General features: G+C 75.0%; 18 protein-coding genes. 10 read left to right on the top strand and 8 right to left on the bottom strand.

Features of this window, described 5'->3' with window-relative positions; genetic code table 11:
* Positions 1–208: 208 nt before the first annotated feature.
* The 3 genes from KSP35_RS22235 to KSP35_RS22245 all read right to left on the bottom strand — a co-directional run bounded on the left by KSP35_RS22235 (position 209) and on the right by KSP35_RS22245 (position 3,333).
* Entirely contained in the window at positions 209–424 is a 216-nt protein-coding gene (locus tag KSP35_RS22235; protein ID WP_216997947.1) for a hypothetical protein, read from the bottom strand.
* 140 nt (positions 425–564) lie between these two features.
* Positions 565–2,568: a hypothetical protein gene (locus KSP35_RS22240; RefSeq protein WP_216997948.1), complete on the bottom strand. Its 2,004-nt coding sequence runs from the start codon at positions 2,566–2,568 to the stop codon at positions 565–567.
* A 348-nt stretch (positions 2,569–2,916) separates the two neighbouring features.
* Entirely contained in the window at positions 2,917–3,333 is a 417-nt protein-coding gene (locus tag KSP35_RS22245) for a hypothetical protein (RefSeq protein WP_216997949.1), read from the bottom strand.
* Positions 3,334–3,539: 206 nt separating this feature from the next.
* On the opposite strand from KSP35_RS22245, the gene KSP35_RS22250 reads away from it, so the two are divergent.
* The 3 genes from KSP35_RS22250 to KSP35_RS22260 all read left to right on the top strand — a co-directional run bounded on the left by KSP35_RS22250 (position 3,540) and on the right by KSP35_RS22260 (position 7,481).
* Entirely contained in the window at positions 3,540–3,818 is a 279-nt protein-coding gene (locus tag KSP35_RS22250) for a hypothetical protein (RefSeq protein ID WP_216997950.1), read from the top strand.
* Between the two features lie 1,522 nt (positions 3,819–5,340).
* Positions 5,341–6,450, top strand: a complete 1,110-nt coding sequence (locus tag KSP35_RS22255; protein WP_216997951.1) for a bifunctional N-acetylglucosamine-1-phosphate uridyltransferase/glucosamine-1-phosphate acetyltransferase — start codon at positions 5,341–5,343, stop codon at positions 6,448–6,450.
* A gap of 80 nt (positions 6,451–6,530) precedes the next feature.
* Positions 6,531–7,481 carry a ribose-phosphate diphosphokinase gene (locus KSP35_RS22260; RefSeq protein WP_217002313.1) on the top strand — a complete coding sequence of 317 codons (951 nt, stop codon included), beginning with the start codon at positions 6,531–6,533 and terminating at the stop codon, positions 7,479–7,481.
* 21 nt (positions 7,482–7,502) lie between these two features.
* On the opposite strand, the gene KSP35_RS22265 is transcribed toward KSP35_RS22260, so the two are convergent.
* The 4 genes from KSP35_RS22265 to KSP35_RS22280 all read right to left on the bottom strand — a co-directional run bounded on the left by KSP35_RS22265 (position 7,503) and on the right by KSP35_RS22280 (position 10,148).
* Positions 7,503–8,192 (bottom strand): ferric reductase-like transmembrane domain-containing protein, encoded by a 690-nt coding sequence (locus KSP35_RS22265; protein ID WP_216997952.1) that lies wholly within the window; start codon positions 8,190–8,192, stop codon positions 7,503–7,505.
* Between the two features lie 5 nt (positions 8,193–8,197).
* Positions 8,198–9,133: an FAD:protein FMN transferase gene (locus KSP35_RS22270; protein WP_216997953.1), complete on the bottom strand. Its 936-nt coding sequence runs from the start codon at positions 9,131–9,133 to the stop codon at positions 8,198–8,200.
* Positions 9,123–9,650 carry a hypothetical protein gene (locus KSP35_RS22275; protein WP_216997954.1) on the bottom strand — a complete coding sequence of 176 codons (528 nt, stop codon included), beginning with the start codon at positions 9,648–9,650 and terminating at the stop codon, positions 9,123–9,125. The genes KSP35_RS22270 and KSP35_RS22275 overlap by 11 nt, the downstream gene beginning before the upstream one ends.
* A gap of 90 nt (positions 9,651–9,740) precedes the next feature.
* Positions 9,741–10,148, bottom strand: coding sequence for a hypothetical protein (locus KSP35_RS22280; RefSeq protein WP_216997955.1), 408 nt, complete (start codon positions 10,146–10,148; stop codon positions 9,741–9,743).
* A 204-nt stretch (positions 10,149–10,352) separates the two neighbouring features.
* On the opposite strand from KSP35_RS22280, the gene KSP35_RS22285 reads away from it, so the two are divergent.
* Both KSP35_RS22285 and pth read left to right on the top strand, forming a co-directional pair.
* A complete protein-coding gene (locus KSP35_RS22285; protein ID WP_216997956.1) occupies positions 10,353–11,039 on the top strand; it encodes a 50S ribosomal protein L25 in 687 nt (228 codons plus the stop codon).
* Positions 11,040–11,091: 52 nt separating this feature from the next.
* A complete protein-coding gene (gene pth / locus KSP35_RS22290) occupies positions 11,092–11,703 on the top strand; it encodes an aminoacyl-tRNA hydrolase (protein WP_254126880.1) in 612 nt (203 codons plus the stop codon).
* A 192-nt stretch (positions 11,704–11,895) separates the two neighbouring features.
* On the opposite strand, the gene KSP35_RS22295 is transcribed toward pth, so the two are convergent.
* Positions 11,896–13,434 carry an aldehyde dehydrogenase family protein gene (locus tag KSP35_RS22295; protein ID WP_216997957.1) on the bottom strand — a complete coding sequence of 513 codons (1,539 nt, stop codon included), beginning with the start codon at positions 13,432–13,434 and terminating at the stop codon, positions 11,896–11,898.
* Between the two features lie 124 nt (positions 13,435–13,558).
* Here KSP35_RS22295 and KSP35_RS22300 point away from each other — a divergent pair, with 124 nt between their 5' ends.
* The 5 genes from KSP35_RS22300 to mfd all read left to right on the top strand — a co-directional run bounded on the left by KSP35_RS22300 (position 13,559) and on the right by mfd (position 20,773).
* A complete protein-coding gene (locus tag KSP35_RS22300; RefSeq protein ID WP_216997958.1) occupies positions 13,559–14,647 on the top strand; it encodes a saccharopine dehydrogenase family protein in 1,089 nt (362 codons plus the stop codon).
* Positions 14,644–14,967 (top strand): hypothetical protein, encoded by a 324-nt coding sequence (locus KSP35_RS22305; RefSeq protein ID WP_216997959.1) that lies wholly within the window; start codon positions 14,644–14,646, stop codon positions 14,965–14,967. Before KSP35_RS22300 ends, KSP35_RS22305 begins: the two co-directional genes overlap by 4 nt.
* 4 nt (positions 14,968–14,971) lie before the next feature.
* Complete coding sequence (locus KSP35_RS22310) at positions 14,972–16,021, top strand: 2-oxoadipate dioxygenase/decarboxylase family protein (RefSeq protein ID WP_216997960.1); 1,050 nt, start codon at positions 14,972–14,974, stop codon at positions 16,019–16,021.
* 5 nt (positions 16,022–16,026) lie between these two features.
* A complete protein-coding gene (locus KSP35_RS22315; protein ID WP_216997961.1) occupies positions 16,027–17,115 on the top strand; it encodes a LysR family transcriptional regulator in 1,089 nt (362 codons plus the stop codon).
* 268 nt (positions 17,116–17,383) lie between these two features.
* Positions 17,384–20,773 carry a transcription-repair coupling factor gene (mfd, locus tag KSP35_RS22320; protein ID WP_216997962.1) on the top strand — a complete coding sequence of 1,130 codons (3,390 nt, stop codon included), beginning with the start codon at positions 17,384–17,386 and terminating at the stop codon, positions 20,771–20,773.
* The last annotated feature ends 15 nt before the right edge of the window (positions 20,774–20,788 follow it).

Genomic DNA, 20,788 nt, shown 5'->3' on the forward strand with positions numbered 1-20,788 from the left:
TGGGGGAGATCTGGAAGCTGATCCGCAGGTGGCTGAGCCGACTGCGGGGGTACTGATGGCGAAGCGACTGCGACCGCACCGTGCTCGGCGGCGCCTCGTCTCGAGGTGGCGGTACTGGCGGGCGAGGCGCTCGTGGCGCCGCCGCTTCTGAGCTGGCCGCCGGAACGACCCGGGGTCGGACCGCGCCGGGACGCCCGGCGTGGCGTCGTCAGGCGGGTGCGACGCCGTCGTCGGCCTCGGCGTGCAGCGTCACCGTCGCCGCGCTGCCGTCGACGGAGACCGTGAGGCCCGTGACCGGCACCACCCGTACGCCGGCGGGCGCCTCGCCGTCGCGCAGGGAGACCACGAGCGACGCGTTCACCGGGATGGCCGCCTCGATGCAGCTGTCGAGCACCTCACCGAGCGATATCGGTTCGAGTTCCATGGTGCGGCCTTCGTGCGGGTTCCCGGTGGCGTGGTGCCCGACCCCACGCGGCGGTCGTCCAGGGCGTCAGCCTCGCGCACCACGGAGCGTGGGAGGGGGACCACGTTCCGACGCTCGGGTCGGGCGCTCGGCCGGGACGGTCAGCGGATGGCGCCGTAGGTGGCGCGGTACTGCTCCGGCGTGAGGATCGTGACCTGCACGGTGTCCTGCGACCAGAGGCTGCGGTGCACCGGGTCGAGCAGCTCGGCCAGGCGCGACCGATCGAGTTGCGGCGCGTCGAGGTAGCCGGCCTGGAACAGCCGGAGGGCTGTCTCGTTCCGCAGGTAGCGGGCCGGTTCGTCGGGCAGCCGCTGCACCCAGAGGGCGAAGGTGCCCGGATCGACGCCGGCGGCGCGGGCGAGGGCCGGGCCCTCGCTCGAGATGCGGACCGCCGACGAGCGAGCCTGCTCGCTCAGCTCGAGCACGGCGGCGCGGCGCTCGGTGTCCATGGAGAACTGCAGCAGGAGCGGCCCGGGCAGGGGCTTGGGCTGGCCCACGCTCCCGCCGAGGACCACCACGACGTCGGGGTCGGTGCGGTCGGCGCGGCGGTGGTCGCCGTAGTTGTCGGCCTCGAAGTCCGGGACGGTGACGTGGTGGCCGTGGGCCTCGAGGTCGAGGGCGAGGGGCATGGCCAGCGAGCGTGACGCCAGGGGGCCGTAGGGGACGAGGAGCACGTCCTCCTTGCCGACGACGCTGGGGAGCACGGCGGCGCTGATGCGCCGCTCCATGGCGTAGCCGTCGTCCTCCCGGCCGTGCTTCGGGCCGGCGACCGCGGCGCCGAGGACGGTGATCCCGATCACCAACCAGGCCCCGAACAGGCGGGCCCACTCCCGCACGAGCGGGCGTCGGGCCACGCGGAGGGCCGAGACCTCGAGCAGCACCGCCGCACCGAGGGCGACCACCGCCAGCGCGCTCACGACGGCCTCCCAGCGGAAGTAGCCGAGGCGGAAGACCTGGAGCGTCGGCACCTGGGCGCCGACGACGGCCCCGGCGGCGGCGAAGGCGAGGGCGGTCCCGGCGAGCAGGGCCAGCTCCGGCCGCCGCCGACGGTGCCGAGCCACCACCGCGGCCAGGCCCAGCACGACCGCGACGGCGCCGACCGCGCCTCGCGTGGAGAGCGGCTGGCGGAGGTCGACGGGCTGGAGGCCGTTGCGCAAGACCACGGCGCGAGGGCTCAGCGCGTGACCGGCCTGTCGGAGGCCGCTGCGCCACCCGACGGCGGACCGGTCGTCGAGGCGCCCGTACTCCCAGATCAAGCGGAGGTTCGACGGGTGGCCGGCTGCGGCGTCGACCAGCACCGGGGCCCACAGCACCAGCGTCAACGCCAGGGCCCCGAGCGCCCACGGCCACCACCGTGCGGCGACGCCGCCCGAGCGTGCCGGGCTCGGGCCGTCCGGGGCCGCCGCCGACGGATCCGACGCGACGCCGGCGGCCACGACCTCGATCGGCGGGGCAGGGGTCCGACGCCGCCCGCGCCGCCACCGCCGGCGCCGCACGACCGGCAGCGCCCAGCCGGCGAGCGGCCAGGCCAGGGCCCACGTGGTGAGCGCCAGGCCGAGCGGGAGGTTCCCGAGGTGCAGCTGCGAGTAGTAGGCCGACCACAGGGCGAGCAGCGGGAGCAGGCGCCGGTCCCCGGCGGCGACGGCCCAGGCGAGCACGGCGAGGCCGAGCAGCGGCACCGCCCCGGCATCGGAGTTGATGGGGTCGACGAGGGCAGCCGGGCCGAGCGACCACGCCAGCGCCCCGCAGGCGAACGCCGCCCACAGGCCGAGGCCGGGGCCGAGGCGACGGAACGCCGACCAGGCGGCCACCAGGACCGAGGCCCCGTTGGCGAAGGCGGTCCAGAACAGCATCCCGTTGGTCGGGCCGAGGGCGGCCATGGGCAGGGCCAGGGCGTAGAACTCGATCGGCCCGGGGTGGCGCGGCGCGACCGCGTCGCTCACCAGCCCGGCGGTGCTGGGGGTCCCGAGCCGCGGCAGGTGGCCGTGCAGGACGTCCCGGGCGAAGAGGCCGATCATCCCGGCGTCGCCGCTCGGGACCCACCCGGCGGCCCGCGCCCGGTACACCGCCGCCACGAAGGGCACGGCGAGCAGCGCGGCGACCACCAGGGCGAGCGCCCGATCCCGCCCCTCCAGGTCCCACAGCCGCCAGGCGGCGCGAGCCGGCCTCGGCGTCGGCCCGCGCCTCGCGCTCCGGGCTGCGGCCGTCCGACCCGAACGCTCCGGCCCCGCTGCCGCTGCGGGTTCGGCCGCCGTCCCTTCCCGGTCCGCCACCACCGTCGCCGCCATCGCCGTCGCCTCGTCCTCGCCACCGCCGAGCGCCCGGAGGCGCCGGGACCGGTCGGTCCCTCGTGGCACCGACCAGAGGCCTGGTCGCCGGGAATCGTTGGGTCGGGCTCCGCGAGCTGGCCCGGGCGGCAACCGGCCGTCGTGCGGAGCCAGGGCACCGCTGCGTCAGCGGATGGCGCCGTAGGCCTCGCGGTACTGGGCCGGGGTGAGGAGGGTGACGCGCAGCGTGTCCTGCTCCCACAGCCCGTCGAACGGGTGGTCGAGCAGCGCCTGGAGGTCGTCGGCGTCGAGCTGCGGGCTGGCCAGGTAGCCGTCGAGGAGGGCCTGCACGATCGCCGGGTTCGCCAGGCGTCCGCCGGTGTCGCGCGGCAGCCCTTCCAGCCAGGTCGCCAGGGCCGTGGGGTCGAGGGCGAGCTCGCCGGCGACGCGGGGCCCGTCCTCGGCCACCCGCACCGGCGCGGCGCGGGCTTGCTCGCGGAGCGCCCGCAGCGCCTCGGTCCGGGCCGGGTCGACGGCGTCTTCGAGCAGCAGGCGGCCCGGGCGCGCCGTGGCGGGGCCGTTCGACGTGCCGAGCACCACCACGACGGCGGGCGTGGGCGTCGGCGCGGCGGTGGGCGCCGTAGTTCGCCGCCTCGATCCTCGGCACGGTGACGCGGTGGCCGTGCGACTCGAGGGCGAGGGCGAGCGGCATGGCCAGCGACCTGGCGGCCAGGGCTCCCGTGGGGACCAGGTAGACGTCGCGCTGGCCGGCCACCGCGGCGAGCACCGTCGCTTGGATCCGGCGCTCCATGGGGAAGAGCTGCTCCTCGCGGCTCCGCGACGGGCTCGACCACAGCGAGGCCGCCACCACGATCGCCGCCACCGCGGCGACGCCGAGGGTGCGGGCGGCCAGCGCGGGACGGGGACCGGCCGGCCGCAGCGACCGCTGGACCTCGGCCACCACCGCGGCCCCGATGGCGGTGCCGGCGAGGGCGCTGACGACGAACGCCCAGCGGAAGAACCCGAGCCGGTCGGGGGCCTCGCTGGCGGGCACCTGGGCCCCGACCACCAGGCCCACCGCGGCGTAGGCGAGGACCGAGCAGGCGAGCAGCGCCAGGGGGCGATGGCGACGTCGGTTCCGCACCGCAACGGCCACCAGCGCGGCCACGGTCAGCAGGGCCTGCACGGCCTGGAGGCCCGACACCGGCCCGAGCAGGTCGCGGGTGCCCACGTCGTCGAAGAGGACGAGCGGCTGGGCGTCGAGGGCGTGGGCGGCCTGCCGGAGGCCGCTGGCCCACCCGATCGCATCCCGGTCGCCCAGCCGGCTGTAGTCCCAGATCAACCGCAGGTTGGACGGGTGCCCCGTGGCGGCCTCGATCAGGACCGGCGCCCAGAGCACGAGCGTCACGGCCAGCGCGCCGAGGAGCCAGGGCCACCAGCGCCCGGGGTCCACCAGCTCGGTGCTCGCCGCACTCGGCGCGGCGGGGGGCCTCGGGCGGGACGCCCTCCGTGGGCGCTCCGTCCGTGGGGACGGCCGGCACCGCCACGTCTTCGCGCACCCACAGGTCGTCGTCGTCCTCGATGGCCACGCTCGCCGCAGGGGTGGTGCGCACCGTCCGGTCCCGCTCCGCCCGGCGGAGGGCGCTCGGGCCCGGGAGCTGTTCGAGCCAGCGCGGCGCGCCGGTGGCGGCGGCGAGGCGACGGCCCCACGCGTGGTGCAGGGCCAGGCCGACGAGGGCCCAGGCGGTGAGGGCGGCGCCGGTGGGCAGGTTCCCGAGGTAGAGCTGGGAGTAGTAGGCCGACCACACGGCGAGCAGCGGCAGCAGGCGCCGGTCGCCGCCGGCCACCGCCCACGCCAGCACGGCGAGGGCCACCAGCGAGATGGCCCCGGCGTCGGAGTTGATCGGGTCGACCAGCTGCGCAGGCCCCTCGGACCACGCCAGGGCCCCGAGCGCGATCGCGCCCCACAGGGCGAGGGCCGGGCCGAGCCGCCGCAGCAGGACCCACGCCGCGACCACCACCGACGCCGCGCTCGAGCCCACCGTCCAGGCCAGCATCCCATCGGTGGTCCCGAGCAGGGCCATCGGCCCGGCGAGCGCGTAGAACTGGATCGGCCCGGGGTGGCGCACGGGCAGGCCGTCGGTGAAGAGGTGGGCGGTCGTCGGCGTGTTGAGCAGGGGCGGGTGCCCGTGCAGCACGTCCCAGGCGAGGAGCCCGTGCATGCCGGCGTCGCCGCTCGGCAGCCAGCCGGCCCGGTGGGCCCGGAGCGCAGCAGCCACGTAGGGCACCACCAGCAAGGTGGCCACGGCCAGGGCGATGGCGAGGTCGCGCCGCGACAGGTCGCGCAGCCGCCAGGGCTGGTCCGCGCTGCTCGAGCTCGCCTCGACCTGCGTTCCCACGTCGCCCTTCCCGGAGCCCGTCGCCGTCCCCACCGGGCGGCGGGCGCGCCCCGCGCGTGCGCCCGCCCGGCAGTCCACCACCTCCCTGCTTGTCCGAAATGGATGGTTCGGGTGACCTTCGACCGCGAGGTCGCGAGCCGTCTCGGACCGGCATCGGTCGGGGCCGGGGGCAGCGCACCGCCGGCGGCCCCCCACGCGCTAGACCGGACCCATGTCCGAACGCAGCCTGTCCGCCATCGTGCTCGCCGCCGGTGCCGGGACCCGGATGAAGTCGTCCCGCCCGAAGCCGCTGCACCTCCTGGCCGGCCGCTCGATGCTCCAGTACGTCCTCGACTCCCTCGCCGACTGCTCGGTCGAGCGGGTGGTCGTGGTGGTCGGCCACGGCGCCGAGCGCGTCACCAAGAAGCTGCAGGCCGCCGAGCCCGACCTCCACCTCACCTTCGTCGAGCAGTCCACCCAGAACGGCACGGGCGACGCGGCCAGCGTCGGCCTCACCGGCCTGCCGGACGACGACGGCCCCGAGTCGGACCTCCACGACGTCGTGGTCCTGCCCGGCGACATGCCGCTCCTGCAGCCCGCCACCCTCGCCGCCCTCGTGGCGGCCCACCGCGCCGCCGACGCGGCGTGCACGGTGCTCACTGCCCGGGTGCCCGATCCGGGCAGCTACGGGCGCGTGGTGCGGGGCAAGGACGACCAGGTGGTGCGCATCGTCGAGAAGGCCGACGCCACGCCCGAGGAGCTCGAGATCGACGAGATCAACACCGCGGTCTACTGCTTCCGCCGCTCGGTGCTGGCCCCGGCCCTGCGGCGGATCACGCCGGACAACGCCCAGGGCGAGTTCTACCTGACCGACGTCGTGGCGGTGCTGCGCGAGGCCGGCTACCGCGTGGGTGCGGTCGAGGTCGAGGACCCCGCCGACGCCGAGGGCATCAACGACCGCCTCCAGCTCGCCACCGCCGAGGCCGAGCTGCGCCGCCGCACCAACGAGCGCTGGCTGCGCGCCGGCGTCACCCTCGTCGACCCGGCCAGCACCTACCTCGACGCCACCGTGCAGCTGGCCTCCGACGTCACGCTGTTCCCCGGCACCATCCTCCAGGGCGCGACGGTCATCGGCGCCGGCGCCGAGATCGGCCCGCACACCCGCCTCGTCGACTGCATCGTCGGCGCCGGGGCCGTGGTGGAGCAGTCGAACGGCCGCGACGCCGAGATCGGGGCCGACGCCACGGTCGGCCCGTTCGCCGCCCTCGCCCCGGGCGCCAGCATCCCGGACGGCACCGTCACCGGTCCGTTCTATGCTGCCCCCGGTCCCGACGACGCCTGAGCCGGATCGGGTCCCCGCACCGAAAGGCAACCGGGTTGATCTCCAAGAAGTCGGTCGAGGCCGTCACCACCAAGAAGCTCATGCTCTACACCGGTGGCGCCCACCCGGAGCTGGCCGAGGAGATCGCCGGCCACCTGCGGGTGACCCTCGGCGAGACCAACATGCGCCAGTTCGCCAACGGCGAGATGCACTGCCGCTACGGCGAGAGCATCCGCGGCGCCGACGTCTTCATCATCCAGACCCACGGCGGCATGCCCGTCAACGACGCCCTGATGCAGCAGCTCATCATGATCGACGCCGCCAAGCGGGCGTCGGCCAAGCGCATCACCGCGGTCTGCCCCTACTACGGCTACTCCCGCCAGGACCGCAAGGCCGAGGGCCGCGAGCCCATCACCGCCAAGCTGGTGGCCGACATGCTCACCGTGGCCGGCGCCGACCGGGTGGTCTCCGTCGATCTCCACACCGGCCAGATCCAGGGCTTCTTCGATCAGCCGGTCGACCACCTCACGGCCCTGCCGATCCTCATCGAGTGCTGCAAGACGGCGGGTGACGTCGACGACCTGGTGATCGTCTCGCCCGACGCCGGCGGCGTGAAGGCGGCCAAGCGGTTCGCCAACCACCTCGGCGCCGACCTGGCCTTCGTCAACAAGATCCGCCCCAAGGGGGTGGCCAACACCGTCGAGGCGTCCAACGTGATCGGCAACGTGGCCGGCAAGCGCTGCATCCTGCTCGACGACATGATCGACACCGCCGGCACGATCGTCGCCGCGGCGGAGCTCCTGAAGGCCGAGGGGGCCACCGAGGTCTGGGCCATGGCCACCCACGGCGTGCTGTCGGACCCCGCCATCGAGCGGCTCAAGAACTCGGTGATCGAGAAGGTCGTGATCACCAACACCCTGCCGCTCCCGTCGGAGAAGCAGATCGACAAGATCGAGGTCCTCTCCATCGCCTCGCTGGTGGCCGACGCCATCCACGCGGTGTTCGAGGACCAGTCGGTCAGCGAGATCTTCGGCGGCGAGAACCAGAAGTAGCCGCCTCGCCCTCGCGTCGGCTCAGAAGGGCGAGCCCTGGCGGACGGGCTCGTCGGCGAGCGGGGGACCGACCGGTCGGTCCCAGGCCAGGGGCTCGACGGTGATGGGGGCGGTGGCCGGGTCGGTAGCGTGGGCCGGTCGAGCCGGGATGCGGCCGCCGGTGGGCGAGCCCCCGGCGGCGACGTGCCGGGCCTTGGCGACCTCGTCCCGGATGCGGACGACCGTGAGGAAGGCGATGGCCGCGGAGGCCAGCGACGCCACCCCGATGCCGATGGCGGACCCGACGTCGGTGCCGGCGGTGAAGGCGTGGGTGGTGGCCGTGAGGAACAGCGGGAAGCTGGCGAAGTGGATGGCCCGCCACGCCTTCTTGGGGACGTGCTTGCGCAGCAGCGACGAGGCCTCGACCGCCACCAGCAGGTACATCGAGACGACGCCCCACGCCATCGCCCAGGGCCGCCACGCGGAGGCGAACGGCACCAGCACGTCGGCAGCGCCGAAGTGGATGTAGTCGTCGCCGATGGCGCCGGCCACGTGCACCGCCACGAAGGCGACGGCCAGGCCGGACAGGCCGCGGTGGAGGTCGGTGAGCCAGTTCGGCCGGGCCTTCTTGCCGAGGGCCCGGCTCGAGAGCAGCAGGCCGACGAGCATCGAGCTGGCGAGCAGCAGCCAGGCCACGATGCCGGCAGCGCGGTTGACGTACCACATGGTCATGGGGATCACCCTTCCTGGGTGGCGGGAGCGGGGGAGCGGTCGGCGACGACGAACCGGTCGAAGCCGGGCGCGCGGTGGAGGGTGCCGACCTCGTCGACGAGCACGCCGGTGGCGCCCACCTGGTGGAGCAGGGCGAGGCCGACGTCGAGCCCGCCGACCAGGGCGGCCTTGGCCAGCACCTCGGCCTGCCAGCCCTCGGCGGCCAGCACGCTGGCGGCCACCACGCCCCGGTCGGCGGGCTCACCGGTGCAGGGGTCGATGAGGTGGTGCTTGGGGCGGCCGTCGATGCGCCAGCGGCGGCGCAGCACCGTGGAGGTGGCCAGGGCGCCGCGGTCGAGCGAGACCCGGGCGAGCGGGAGGCCGGTGGCGGCCGGGTCGATGTCGACGGTCCAGTCCTCGCCGCCCGGGCCGTAGCCCAGGGCGCGGAGGTCGCCGCCCACGTTGACCAGGACGCCGGCGGCGCCCTCGGCGGCGATGCGGGCGGCCACCAGGTCGGCAGCCAGGCCCTTGCCCATGCCGCCCGGGTCGAAGCCCGAGCCCAGGGGGATGCGGACGGCGGGCTCCACCAGGTCGACGGCCACCCCGCCGGCGCCGCGCCGGAGGTGGCTGACCGGGGCGTCGGGGCGGTCGAGGAGCTGGTCGAAGGTGCGGTCGTAGCCGGCCCGGATGACGTCACCGAGCACGGTGGGGTCGAAGTGCCCGCTGGTGACCCGCCACCCGCGCAGGGCCCGGTCGACGAGGTGGGCGGTCTCGGGCGACACCGCCACCCAGGCGCCGGCCTGCTCGTTGGCGCGGGTGACCTCGCTGTCGGCGCGGAAGCGGCTCCAGAGGGCCTCGAGCCGCTCGACCTCGGCCTGGGCCAGGTCCAAGAGCTCCGGCTGGCCGTGGACCACGACGTGGACGTCGGTGCCCATGGCCCGGAAGCGGCGGTCAGCTTCCATGGCTCTGGCTGTTCGGTGCGGGCGCCGTCTGGCTGCCGGTGCTCCCCTGGTCGGTCGAGCCGGTCGAGCCGGTCGAGCCTGTGCCGGGGCTGGCGCTCCAGCCGCCCTCGTCGGTGGGGGCGCCGGCGCCGGCGTCGGGGCCGAACCGGCCGTGGCCGCCTCGCCCGTCCGGGCCGAAGCCGTCCGTGGTGGTCCCGCCGGGGACCGTGGCCGTGGTGGCCCCACCGGTCGACGGTGTCGCTCCGGTGCGCGTGGCGGTCCCGGTGCTCGGAGGCGTCGCCTTGGTCGCCGTCCCCGAGGCGTTGGCGGCGAGGGCGCCGGCCACGACGGCGAACGTGGCGATGCTCACCCCTGCCGCGGCCTGGCGAGCTCGCCGTGCCGGGTGGTGGCTGCGCCGCCGGGCGGGCTCGGTGGAGGGCGCCGGGCCGGGGGCGCCGACCGGTCCGGCGGTGGGGACCGGTCCGGACGAGCCGGTGGCGGGGAGGAGCGGCGGCCGGGAGGCGGGGGCGTCGGTCATGCGGAGCATGCTGCGCCTCGTTCCTGTGCGTTCCCGCAGAGGACGCCGAGGGACCCCGCAGAACGCTCGGCTGCCCGGGCGCTGCACGGCTCAGCTCCCGCTGGACGAGGTCGTGGCCTGGCTGGCGGTCGAGCTCGTCGGATCGCCGGTCGCGGCGGTGGACGACGTGGCCGCCGTCGCCGTGGTGTCGGCGGCGTTGGTGGCCGAGGCGGTGGCGCTCCAGTCGTCGGACGACGAGGCGGCCACCGTGGTGGCGGTCGTGGCATCGCTGGCGGCGGCGGCGCTGCTCGTGCCGGCGGTCGCCGGGGTGGCGGTGGCCGTGGTGGCGGCGCTGGCGGCCAGGCCGCCGCCGACGGCCAGGAAGGCGCCGACGCTCAGCCCGGCGGCCACCCGCCGGGCCCGCCGGGCCGGGTGGGGCCGGCGACGGCGGGTCCGAGCAGCCGGCGGGCGGCCGGGGTCGGGCGAGGCGGTGGGGGTGGGGCCGGCGGTGGTGTCCATGGCGACCATCGTCGGCCTGCTCCCTGGGAGCCCCCGCAGCGTCGGCTGGGCGTCCGAGCCGACTTCCCGTGCTCCCTCGGGCTCTGATCGCCGCCCGTGTCGCTCGTCGCGGATGCGGGGCCACGAGGGGGTGACCCCTAGGCTGGTCCACCGTTTGTCCCAACCGAAAGCGCTCCGGCGCGATCTCTGAAGTAGGAGCTACCGATGGCTGAGATCACCCTGAAGGCCGAGACCGGCCGAGAACTGGGCACGGGCCCCGCGAAGCGGATCCGTGTCGAAGGCCGCATCCCCGGCGTCGTGTACGGCCTCGATGCCGACCCGATCCCGGTCACGGTCGACTGGAAGCCCCTCCGCGAGGCCCTCACCGGCGAGGCCGGGCTCAACGCGCTCATCAACCTCGACATCGATGGCGACGTCGCCCTGACCATCGTCAAGGAGCTCCAGCGCCACCCGATCAAGGGCAACGTGCTGCACCTCGACTTCCTGCGGGTCAGCGCCGACGCCCTGATCAGCGTCGACGTGCCCGTGATCCTCGAGGGCGAGGCCGAGGACGTCGAGCGCCAGGACGGCACCGTCGACCACCTGCTCTTCACCCTCACGGTGAACGCCAAGCCGGCTGACATCCCGAACGAGATCACCGTCGACATCTCCGGGCTGCAGCTCGGCGAGGCCATCCGCGTGGGCGACCTCACCCTCCCGGCCGGCGTCACCACCGACGTCGACGTCGAAGAGGCCATCGTCACGGCCCAGATCAGCGCCACCACGCTCGAGGCCGACGCCATCGCCGAGGCCGACGCCGAGGCGGCTGCCGAGCAGTCCGAGGAGTCCGAGGGCGGCGACGCCGACTCGGGCGACAGCGACGGCGATGCCGACGCCGGCAGCGACGACTGAGCACCCCCTGATCGTCGGGACCCCCGCCCTCCGCCCGGCCGAGCGCTGAACCATGGCGTTCCGCTCCGGTCCGGAGCGGCGGGGGACCCCCGCCGACCTGCTGGTGATCGGCCTCGGCAACCCCGGGGCCGAGTACGCCGGCACCCGCCACAACGTCGGTGCCGACGTCGTGGCCCTGCTGGCCGACCGCCACGGCGGCCGGCTCAAGCTGGGCAAGGAGCGCGCCCTGAGCGCCGAGGTCCGCATCGGGCCGCAGCGGGTGGCGCTGGCCTTCCCGCAGACGTACTACAACGACGCCGGCCTGGCGGCCACGGCCCTGGTCCGCCGCCACGGCATCGACGACCTGCACCACCTCGTGGTGGTCCACGACGAGCTGGACCTGCCCGTCGGCAAGCTCAAGGTGAAGGTGGGCGGCGGCCTGGCCGGCAACAACGGCCTCAAGAGCATCAAGGCCCACCTCCACACCGACGACTTCGTGCGCGTCCGCCTCGGCATCGGCAAGCCCCCGGGCCGCCAGCAGGGCGTCGACCACGTGCTCAAGCGCCCCGGCAAGGCCGACGCCGCCGAGCTGGCCATCGTCATGGCCGAGGCCGCCGACGCCGTCGAGCTCATCCTCGCCGAAGGCGCCGAAGCCGCCATGACCCGCTACAACCAGCGCGCCTGACCCGCTCCCTCCCTCTCGAACTTGTGGGCGGAGACCGCCGAAAGCGGCAGCGTGGGCCCACAAGTTCGAGGGGTTGGCCGCTCCCCACTCGAACTTGTGGGCGGAGACCGCCGAAAACGGCAGCGTGGGCCCACAAGTTCGAGGGGTGGGTGGGGTGGGAGGTCCGTGCGGGTGGGCCAGTGGGGGCGGGCGTCAGGCGAACTCGACGCCTTGGGCGAGGGGGAGGTCGTCGGAGTAGTTGACGGTGGTGGTGGTGCGGCGGACGTAGGCCTGCCAGGCGTCGGAGCCGCTCTCGCGGCCGCCGCCGGTGTCCTTCTCGCCGCCGAAGGCGCCGCCGATCTCGGCGCCCGAGGGGCCGATGTTGACGTTGGCGATGCCGCAGTCGGAGCCGGCGGGGCCGCAGAAGCGCTCGGCCTCGCGGAGGTCGGTGGTGAAGATCGACGACGACAGGCCCTGGGGGACGTCGTTGTTGAGGGCGATGGCCTCGTCGAGGTCGTCGTAGGCCAGGGCGTAGAGGAGGGGGCCGAAGGTCTCGGTGCGGACGAGGTCGCTCTGGGCGCCGATGGTGACGAGGGCGGGGGCGAGGTAGCGAGCCTCGGGGGCCTCGTCGGCCAGGACCCGGTGGCCGCCGACGACGACCTTGGCGCCCTCGGCCTGGGCGGCGGCGATGGCGGCGGCGATGCGGTCGGCGGCGGGGCCGTCGATGACGGGGCCCACGAGGGTGCCGGCGGCGAGGGGGTCGCCGATGGGGAGGCGCTCGAAGGCGTCGGCCACCCGTTGCACCAGCTCGTCGTGGACGCTGCGGTGGACGATGATGCGCCGCAGCGTGGTGCAGCGCTGCCCGGCGGTGCCGGCGGCGGAGAAGGTGACGGCCCGCACGGCGAGGTCGAGGTCGGCGGCGCCGGTGATGACCGCGGCGTTGTTGCCGCCCAGCTCCAGGAGGGTGCGGCCGAAGGTCGGGGCCCGCCGGGCGGCCACCTGGCGGCCCATGGCGGTGGACCCGGTGGCCGAGAGCAGGGCGACCGCCGGGTGGGCGGCCAGGGCGTCGCCGGCCTCGGCCCCGCCGAGCACCACCTGGGACAGGTGCGCGGGCGCGTCGACCTCGGCGGCCGCCCGCTCGAGCAGCGCTTGGCAGGCCAGGGCGGTGAGCGGGGTGCGGTCGGATGGCTTCCAGACGACGGGGTCGCCGCAGACCAGGGCCAGGGCGGCGTTCCAGGCCCAGACGGCGACCGGGAAGTTGAAGGCGCTGATGATGCCGACGACGCCGAGCGGGTGCCACGCCTCGGCCATGCGGTGGCCGGGTCGCTCGCTGGCGATGGCCTTGCCGAACAGCTGTCGGGACTGGCCGACGGCCAGGTCGCAGATGTCGATCATCTCCTGGACCTCGCCCTGGCCCTCGGAGCGGATCTTGCCGGCCTCGATGGACACCAGCTCCCCGAGCTCGTCCTTGCGGGCCCGCAGCACCAGCCCGAAGCGCCGGACCAGCTCCCCCCGGACCGGCGCCGGCGTGGTGCGCCAGGCGGTGAACGCCTCGCTCGCCCGGTCGACCGCGTCGTGGACGTCGGCGACCGCGGCGGCGGCCACCGAGCCGGTGGTGACGCCGGTGATGGGCGAGCGCAGGGCGATCGCCGCGGCGCCGGGTCCCTGGAGCAAGGCGGCGTCGACGCCCAGCGTCGCCGCCAGGGCGCGGGCCCGCTGGTCGAGCTGGGACGGGGAGGGGAGCAGGGTCACGAGGTTCTCCGGCTGGGGGTCGTCACGTCGGGTAACGTTTGCACACGTTCACCGTTAGTCCAACTGATGGTGAGCGAGTGGGTGCGACGGGGGAGTCCGGAACACCGAACCACGCGGAGCACTGATGGCCATCCAACGCATCCAGGTCGTGGGCCTGGGCAAGGTCGGCGAGCTCGTCGCCCACCTCCTGGCCGAGGCGGGCTACGAGGTCTGCGGCGCCGACGTCCGCCCCCGCGACGACCTCCCCTTCGCCACCAAGGTCGTCGACGTGGGCGATCCCGCCACCCTGCGGGCCTCGCTGGCCGACGTCGACGCCGTGGTGTCGTGCCTGCCGTACCACCGCAACCTCGCAGTGGCCGAGGCGGCCGGCACCGCCTGCGTCCACTACTTCGACCTGACCGAGGACGTCGCCACCACCGCTCGGGTCCGGGCGCTGGCCGCCGAGGTCGAGCGCGACGAGGTCGACGTGGTCTTCGCCCCGCAGTGCGGGCTGGCGCCGGGCCTGATCGGCATCGTCGGCGCGTCGCTGGCCGAGCACTTCCGCACCGTGCGCCACATGGAGCTGCGGGTCGGCGCCCTGCCCCAGCACCCCGCCGGGCTGCTCGGCTACGCCTTCAACTGGTCGCCCGAGGGCGTCGTCAACGAGTACCTGAACGACTCCGAGGTCATCCGCGAGGGCCGCCGCCAGCTGGTGCCGGCCATGACCGAGCTGGAGACGGTGGTCATCGGCGGCACCCGGCTCGAGGCCTTCCACACCTCGGGCGGCCTGGGCACGCTGTGCGAGACCTTCGAGGGCCGCACCCAGCACCTCGACTACAAGACGCTCCGCTATCCCGGCCACGGCGAGCTCATGCGCTTCTTCTTCGACGAGCTGATGCTGCGGGACCGGCGCGAGCTGGCCGGCGAGATCCTCGTCAACGCCAAGCCCCCGGTCGACGACGACGTCGTCTACCTCTACGCCGCCGTCGAGGGCGAGGGCGAGCACGGCCTGGCCCGCCGCCAGTACGTGCGGGCCTGGTACCCGCGCGAGATCGCCGGTCGCCGCTGGCGGGCCATCTCGTGGACCACGGCGGCCTCGGCCTGCGCCGTGATCGACCTCGTGTCGAAGGGGCAGCTGCGCACCCGCGGCTTCCTCCGCCAGGAGGAGGTCCCGTTCGCGGACCTCCTCGCCACCCCCACCGGATCCCTCTTCGAAGACGGAGCTCCTGCATGACCACCTCCTCGTCCCCCCGCTCCGGCCGCCGTGGCGCCCGAACCACCGCTGCCCGTCGGCCCGACGGCGCGGCGGCCCAGGCCGACCTCGAGGCGCTCGCCGAGCTGGCGGCCGGGCGGCCGCGCCGCTCGGGCTTCGAGGCGTTCGGCTTCGTGGTCGGTGCCGACGGGTCGGCCACCGGGGGCTCGCCGTCGGGCGCCCTCGCGGCCATCGGCGTGGTCAGCGGCCAGCTCGTCTCGACGGCCACCGTGATCGACCTCACCGACGGCGCCCGACCGCCGGTCGCCGTGCTCGGGACCGCCGCCTCCGCCCGGGGCTGAGCCCGTGCTGGAGGCGCTGGTGCGGGTGGTGCTCACCGGTTCCGTCGCCGACGACCTGCTCGCCGAAGTGGCCGTGGAGCCCGAGGTCTCGCTCCCCGGGGTCGAGGTCGGTTCCGACGCCACGGTGCCCCGGGCCACCATCGCCCAGGCCCTCGCCCTGGTCCTGTTCGCCGACCTGTGCGAGCGGGTGCCGTCGGCTGCCGGCTACGTGGCCGACCAGCGGGCGGCCGGCCGCCGGCTGGTGCTCGACCACGCTGCGGTGCGCACCGTCGCCGCGCCGTGCGGCGCCCTGCCGGCGGGCCAGGAGCAGGTCGCCCGCTTGCTGCGGGCGCTGGGCTACGAGCACCGCGAGACCTACGACCTCGCCGCCCTGCGCATGACCGGCCGCTCCTGGGCCCACGTCGACCACCCGGAGGCGGTCCCGCAGTGGTTCGTCTCGGAGCTGCACCTCGACCGGCTCTCGCCCGAGGTCCAGGTCGCGGCCGAGCGGCTGCTGGCCACCTCGCTCGACCCCCTCACGGCTGCCGATCACGAGCTGCTCGACCGCCTGGCGGCCGATGGGTCGCTGCCTCTGGCCGACGCCGCCGTGCTCGTGCCCGCCCTCGCCCGGTGCTTCGCCCGCCTGCACGCCGAGCCCACCGACCGGGACCACGACCTGTTCGCCCAGGAGTCGGCCGAGCTGGCGTGGATCGCCACCGAGGGCACCACCGGCAACCACTGGACCGACCGGGTGCCCGACGTGGCCGCCGCCGCCGAGGCCGAACGGCTGGCGGGTCGCCCGATCAAGGACACCATCGAGGTGTCGGGCTCCAGGCGGGTCCGCCAGACCGCGCACCGGGCCACGTTGGTCGAGCGGCGGTTCCACACCGTCGAGGGGCGGTCGCTGGTCCGCACCGTCCCCGGCTCGTTCTTCGAGCTGATCGAGCGGGCGCCGCGGCCCGACGGATCGGGGCTGGACCTGGCGTTCGACGCCGCCAACGCCACCGGCATCTTCGCCATGACCCGGGCGGAGGGCCCGTCGGGCATCCTGGGTGGCCGGCGAGCAGGAGCGTGAGCAGGGTGGCCCAGGGGAACGGCAGCACGGGGGCGACCGGCGTGGGCGCGCCCATCCCCGCCTCGTCGGCGCCGGGCGGCACGTCCCGCCGGCGGGATCCGGTGACCGTCGAGCGGTTGCGCATGCTCGGCGCCGTCGCTCGGACCGGCTCGATCGCCGCCGCCGGTCGCACGTTGGGCGTGACCGCGTCGGCCGTCTCGCAGCAGCTCTCGGCGTTCGAGCGCGACGCCGACGTCGCCCTGCTCGACCGGGTGGGCAACCGGATCACGCTCACCGCAGCCGGCCACGCCCTCGTCGACCACGCCGCCCTGGTCAGCGACGCCCTCGATGCCGCATCGGCCGACCTCGACCGCCTGCGCGGCTCGGTGGGCGGCCCGTTCCGCATCGCCTCGGTCACCAGCGCGGCGGCCACCGTGGTGTCGTCGGCCGTGGCCGCCCTGCGCAGCTCGTGCCCCGAGCTCGACGTCACGGTGGTCGACGAGGAGCCGGTGCGCAGCCTCGACCGGTTGGCCCGAGGCGAGGTCGACCTGGCGGTGGTCGACGAGTACGACCACGCCCCGCACCCGCTCGCCGACGTGCTCACCGGGGTCGAGCTGCTCCGCGAGCCCCTGCTGGTGGTGGTCCCACCCGGGTGGGTCCCGCTCTCGGAGCGCGTCGGCACCGGACCGAGCGGCGCCCCCGGCGCCGGTCCCGCAGCGGCCGCGGTCCCGGTGGCGGTCGGCATCCAGGACCGCACCAGCTGGCGGCTGCTCTCGCTGGCCGAGCTGGAGCACGAGACGTGGGTGCTGGCGCCCACCGAGGCGGCGTGCGGCGCCGCCGTGCGCGCCGCCTGCCGGGCCATCGGCTTCGAGCCCGACGTGCGCTGGGAGACCGACGACATCCTCGCCCACCTCAGCCACGTCGCCGCCGGCCACGGCGTGGCCGTGCTGCCCGAGCTGGCGGTGCGCCCCGGCGTGGCCCACGTCGAGGTCCACGCCCTGGCCGACCCGCCGCTCACCCGCCGCCTGCTCGCCGTCACCCGCACCGCCACGGTCCCCCGCCCTGCGGTGGCCGCGGTGTCCGCCGCCCTCCTGGCCGCCGTCCCCGCCCGCTGACCGCTGCCCCGCCGGGCGCACCGACCGGGCTCCGCACCCTTTGCGACCAGAACGCCGCAACCGCGCTCTGGTCGACCTCGTTGTCGGTGGGGAGCCTCGGCTGCGACCAGAGGCGTGAGGTGCGGTTCTGGTCGCAGGAGGGCCCGATCCGATCACCCTGCGGGGTGGGGGAGCGGGGTTGCCGGGCCGGTAGCGTGGGCCGCCCTCGACCCCCGGTGCTGGCGCATCGGGGGCCGGCTTCGCGCGTGCCCCTCCCACGAAGGACCCCATGGCCCTCACCGACCTCCCGCTGCTCCTCCGTGACGAGCCGGCCCTCCTGCAGGTGCTGGGTCGCCAGGCCGCGGTGCTGGCCGTGCCGGAGCCGGCGCGCCCGATCACCATCGCCGGGCTGGCCACGGTGGGGTCCCGCCGCCCGATCCTGGTGGCCACGCCCACGACGGCCGACGCCGAGCGGCTGGCCCACGACCTGGCCACGTTCCTCGGCCCGGATGACGTCGAGCTGTTCCCGGCCTGGGAGACGCTGCCGTTCGAGCGGGTGAGCCCCGGCACCGAGACCATGGGCCGCCGCATGCGCACCATCTGGCGGCTCGGCCAGGCCGGCCGTCGCCCCGCCGTGGTGGTGGCGCCGGTGCGGGCGCTGGTGCAGCGCCTCGGCCCCCACGTCGACCACACCGAACCGCTCGTGGTGAGGACGGGCGAGCAGCGGGACCAGGCGGCGCTCACCGAGTGGCTGGGCATGGCCGGCTACCGGCGCGAGAGCCAGGTGGAGCACCGGGGCGAGTTCGCGGTCCGTGGCTCGATCGTCGACGTGTTCGGCGCCACCGCCGACGGTCCCATCCGCATCGACCTGTGGGGCGACGAGGTCGACCGCCTCACCGCCTTCTCGGTCAGCGACCAGCGCTCCACCGACGACCTGGACCAGGTGGAGGTGTTCCCCGCCCGGGAGCTGCTGCCCACCGACGAGGTGCGGGCCCGAGCCGAGGGGCTCATGGCCAGCGAGCCGTGGGGCCGCGAGCAGTGGGAGCGCCTGTCGGAGGGGCAGATCTTCGACGGCATGGAGAGCTGGCTGCCCTGGCTCACCGACGACCAGCGCACCATCGTCGACCTGCTGCCCGACGAGGGGTTGGTGCTGGTGGTGGAGCCGCGCCGCCTGCGGGACCGGGCCGAGGACATCCTGGCCGAGGAGGCGGACCTGGCCGCCTCGCTGGCGCGCACGTGGGAGGTCGGTCCCGACCGCACCTTCCCCCGCCTGCACAGCGAGTTCGGCGAGCTGTTCGCCGCCACCTCGGTGCCGGTGTGGACCGTTACCGTCACGCCCGACGGGCCCGACGTCGCCACCGTGGCGGCCACCGGGTGGAACCCCGTCGTCGGCGACGGCGAGGGGCTGGTCCGCCAGCTGCGCGACCTGCTCGACCAGGGCTATCGGGTCGTGGTCGCCGCCGAGGGCGAGGGCTCGGCCCTGCGCCTCGGCGACGTGCTCCGCGACCAGGGCCTGGAGCTGCCGGTCGAGGTCGGCTCGCTCGACCGCGGCTGCGTGCTCACCGGCGCCAAGCTGGCGATCCTCGCCGAGTCCGACTTCACCGGCCGGCGCCGGGCCCACCGGGCGCCCCGGCCCCGCAAGCGCGACACCGCCGGCTTCTTCGACGGGCTCACCGTCGGCGACTACGTGGTCCACCACCAGCACGGCGTCGGCCGCTTCCAGGGCATGGTCAAGCGGGCCATCGGCGGGGTGGAGCGGGACTACCTGCTGCTCGACTACCGCGGTGCCGACAAGCTCTACGTCCCCAGCGACCAGATCGACGCCGTCCGCCACTACAGCGGCGGCGACTCGCCCAGCCTCTCGAAGCTGGGCGGCGGCGACTGGAACAAGAGCAAGGCCCGGGTCAAGGCCGAGGTCGACGCGGTGGCCCAGGAGCTGGTGGTGCTCTACCAGACCCGCCTGCACAGCGAGGGACACGCCTTCCCGCAGGACACCCCGTGGCAGCGCGAGCTGGAGGAGAGCTTCCCGTTCCGGGAGACGCCCGACCAGCTCAAGGCCATCGAAGAGGTCAAGGCCGACATGGAGGCCGAGACCCCCATGGACCGCCTGGTCTGCGGCGACGTCGGCTTCGGCAAGACCGAGGTCGCCCTGCGCGCCGCGTTCAAGGCGGTGCAGGACGGCAAGCAGGTGGCCGTGCTGGTGCCCACCACGCTGCTCGCCACCCAGCACTTCCAGACCTTCAGCGATCGCTTCGCCCCGTTCCCCGTGCGGGTCGAGGTCATGAGCCGGTTCCTCACGCCGTCGCAGTCCCGGCAGGTGGCCGCCGACGTCACCTCGGGCGACGTCGACGTGGTCATCGGCACCCACCGCCTGCTGTCGCAGGACATCCAGTTCAAGGACCTCGGCCTGCTGATCGTCGACGAGGAGCAGCGCTTCGGGGTGAGCCACAAGGAGCAGATCAAGCAGTTCACCACCAACGTCGACGTGCTGACGCTCTCGGCCACGCCGATCCCGCGGACCCTGGAGCTGAGCCTCACGGGCATCCGCGACCTCACCCTGCTCAACACGCCGCCGGCCGAGCGCCAGCCGATCCTCACCTACGTCGGCGAGTACGACGACCGCGCCGTGGCCGAGAGCATCCGTCGGGAGCTGCTGCGCGAGGGCCAGGTGTTCTTCGTGCACAACCGGGTCAAGGACATCGAGCTCACCGCGGCCAAGCTGCGCGAGCTGGTCCCCGAGGCCCGGGTGGCGGTGGCCCACGGCCAGATGGACGAGGGCACGCTCGAGAAGGTGGTCCTCGACTTCTGGGAGGGCCAGTTCGACGTGCTGGTGTGCACCACCATCATCGAGAGCGGCATCGACATGCCCACGGTGAACACCCTCGTGGTCGACCGGGCCGACCGCCTGGGCCTGGGCCAGCTCCACCAGCTGCGGGGCCGGGTGGGCCGGTCGGGCCAGCGGGCCTACGCGTACCTCTTCCACCCGCAGGACATGCGGCTCAGCGAGGAGGCCTACGAGCGGCTGAAGACCATCGGCGAGGCCACCGAGCTGGGTTCGGGCTTCCGCATCGCCATGCGCGACCTCGAGATCCGCGGCGCCGGCTCGCTGCTGGGCACCGGCCAGAGCGGCCACATCGCGGCGGTGGGCTACGACCTCTACGTCCAGATGGTCCACGAGGCGGTGCAGGAGCTCAAGGGCGAGCCGGTCCGCCCGCCGGCCGAGGTCAAGCTGGACCTGCCGCTCGACGCCAACCTGTCGGCCGACTACGTGCCCAAGGAGGAGCTGCGCCTGGAGGCGTACCGCCGCCTGGCCGAGGTGCGCACCGACCAGGAGGTCGACGACATCCGGGCCGAGTGGGAGGACCGCTTCGGCCCCGTGCCCGAGGCCGCCGCGAGGCTGCTCGACGTGGCGAGGCTGCGCGTCGAGGCCCACCGCATCGGCGCCCGCGAGATCAACGTCACCAAGGGCCCCGCCTTCGGCGGACCGGCCTGGACGTGCCGGGTCTCCCCGCTGCACCTCAAGACCAGCCAGACCATCCGCCTCGAGCGGCTGTTCAAGGGCGCGGTCTACAAGGAGGAGCAGGGCCAGGTGATCTTCCCGATCCCCAAGACCCCCGACCTCGCCGGCACCATCGTCGACCTCCTCCGCCAGCTCGTCCCCCCCACCACCGAGGCCTGACCGACGGCGCCACGC

The organism is Aquihabitans sp. G128 (assembly GCF_019048865.1).
GTDB lineage: Bacteria > Actinomycetota > Acidimicrobiia > Acidimicrobiales > Iamiaceae > Aquihabitans.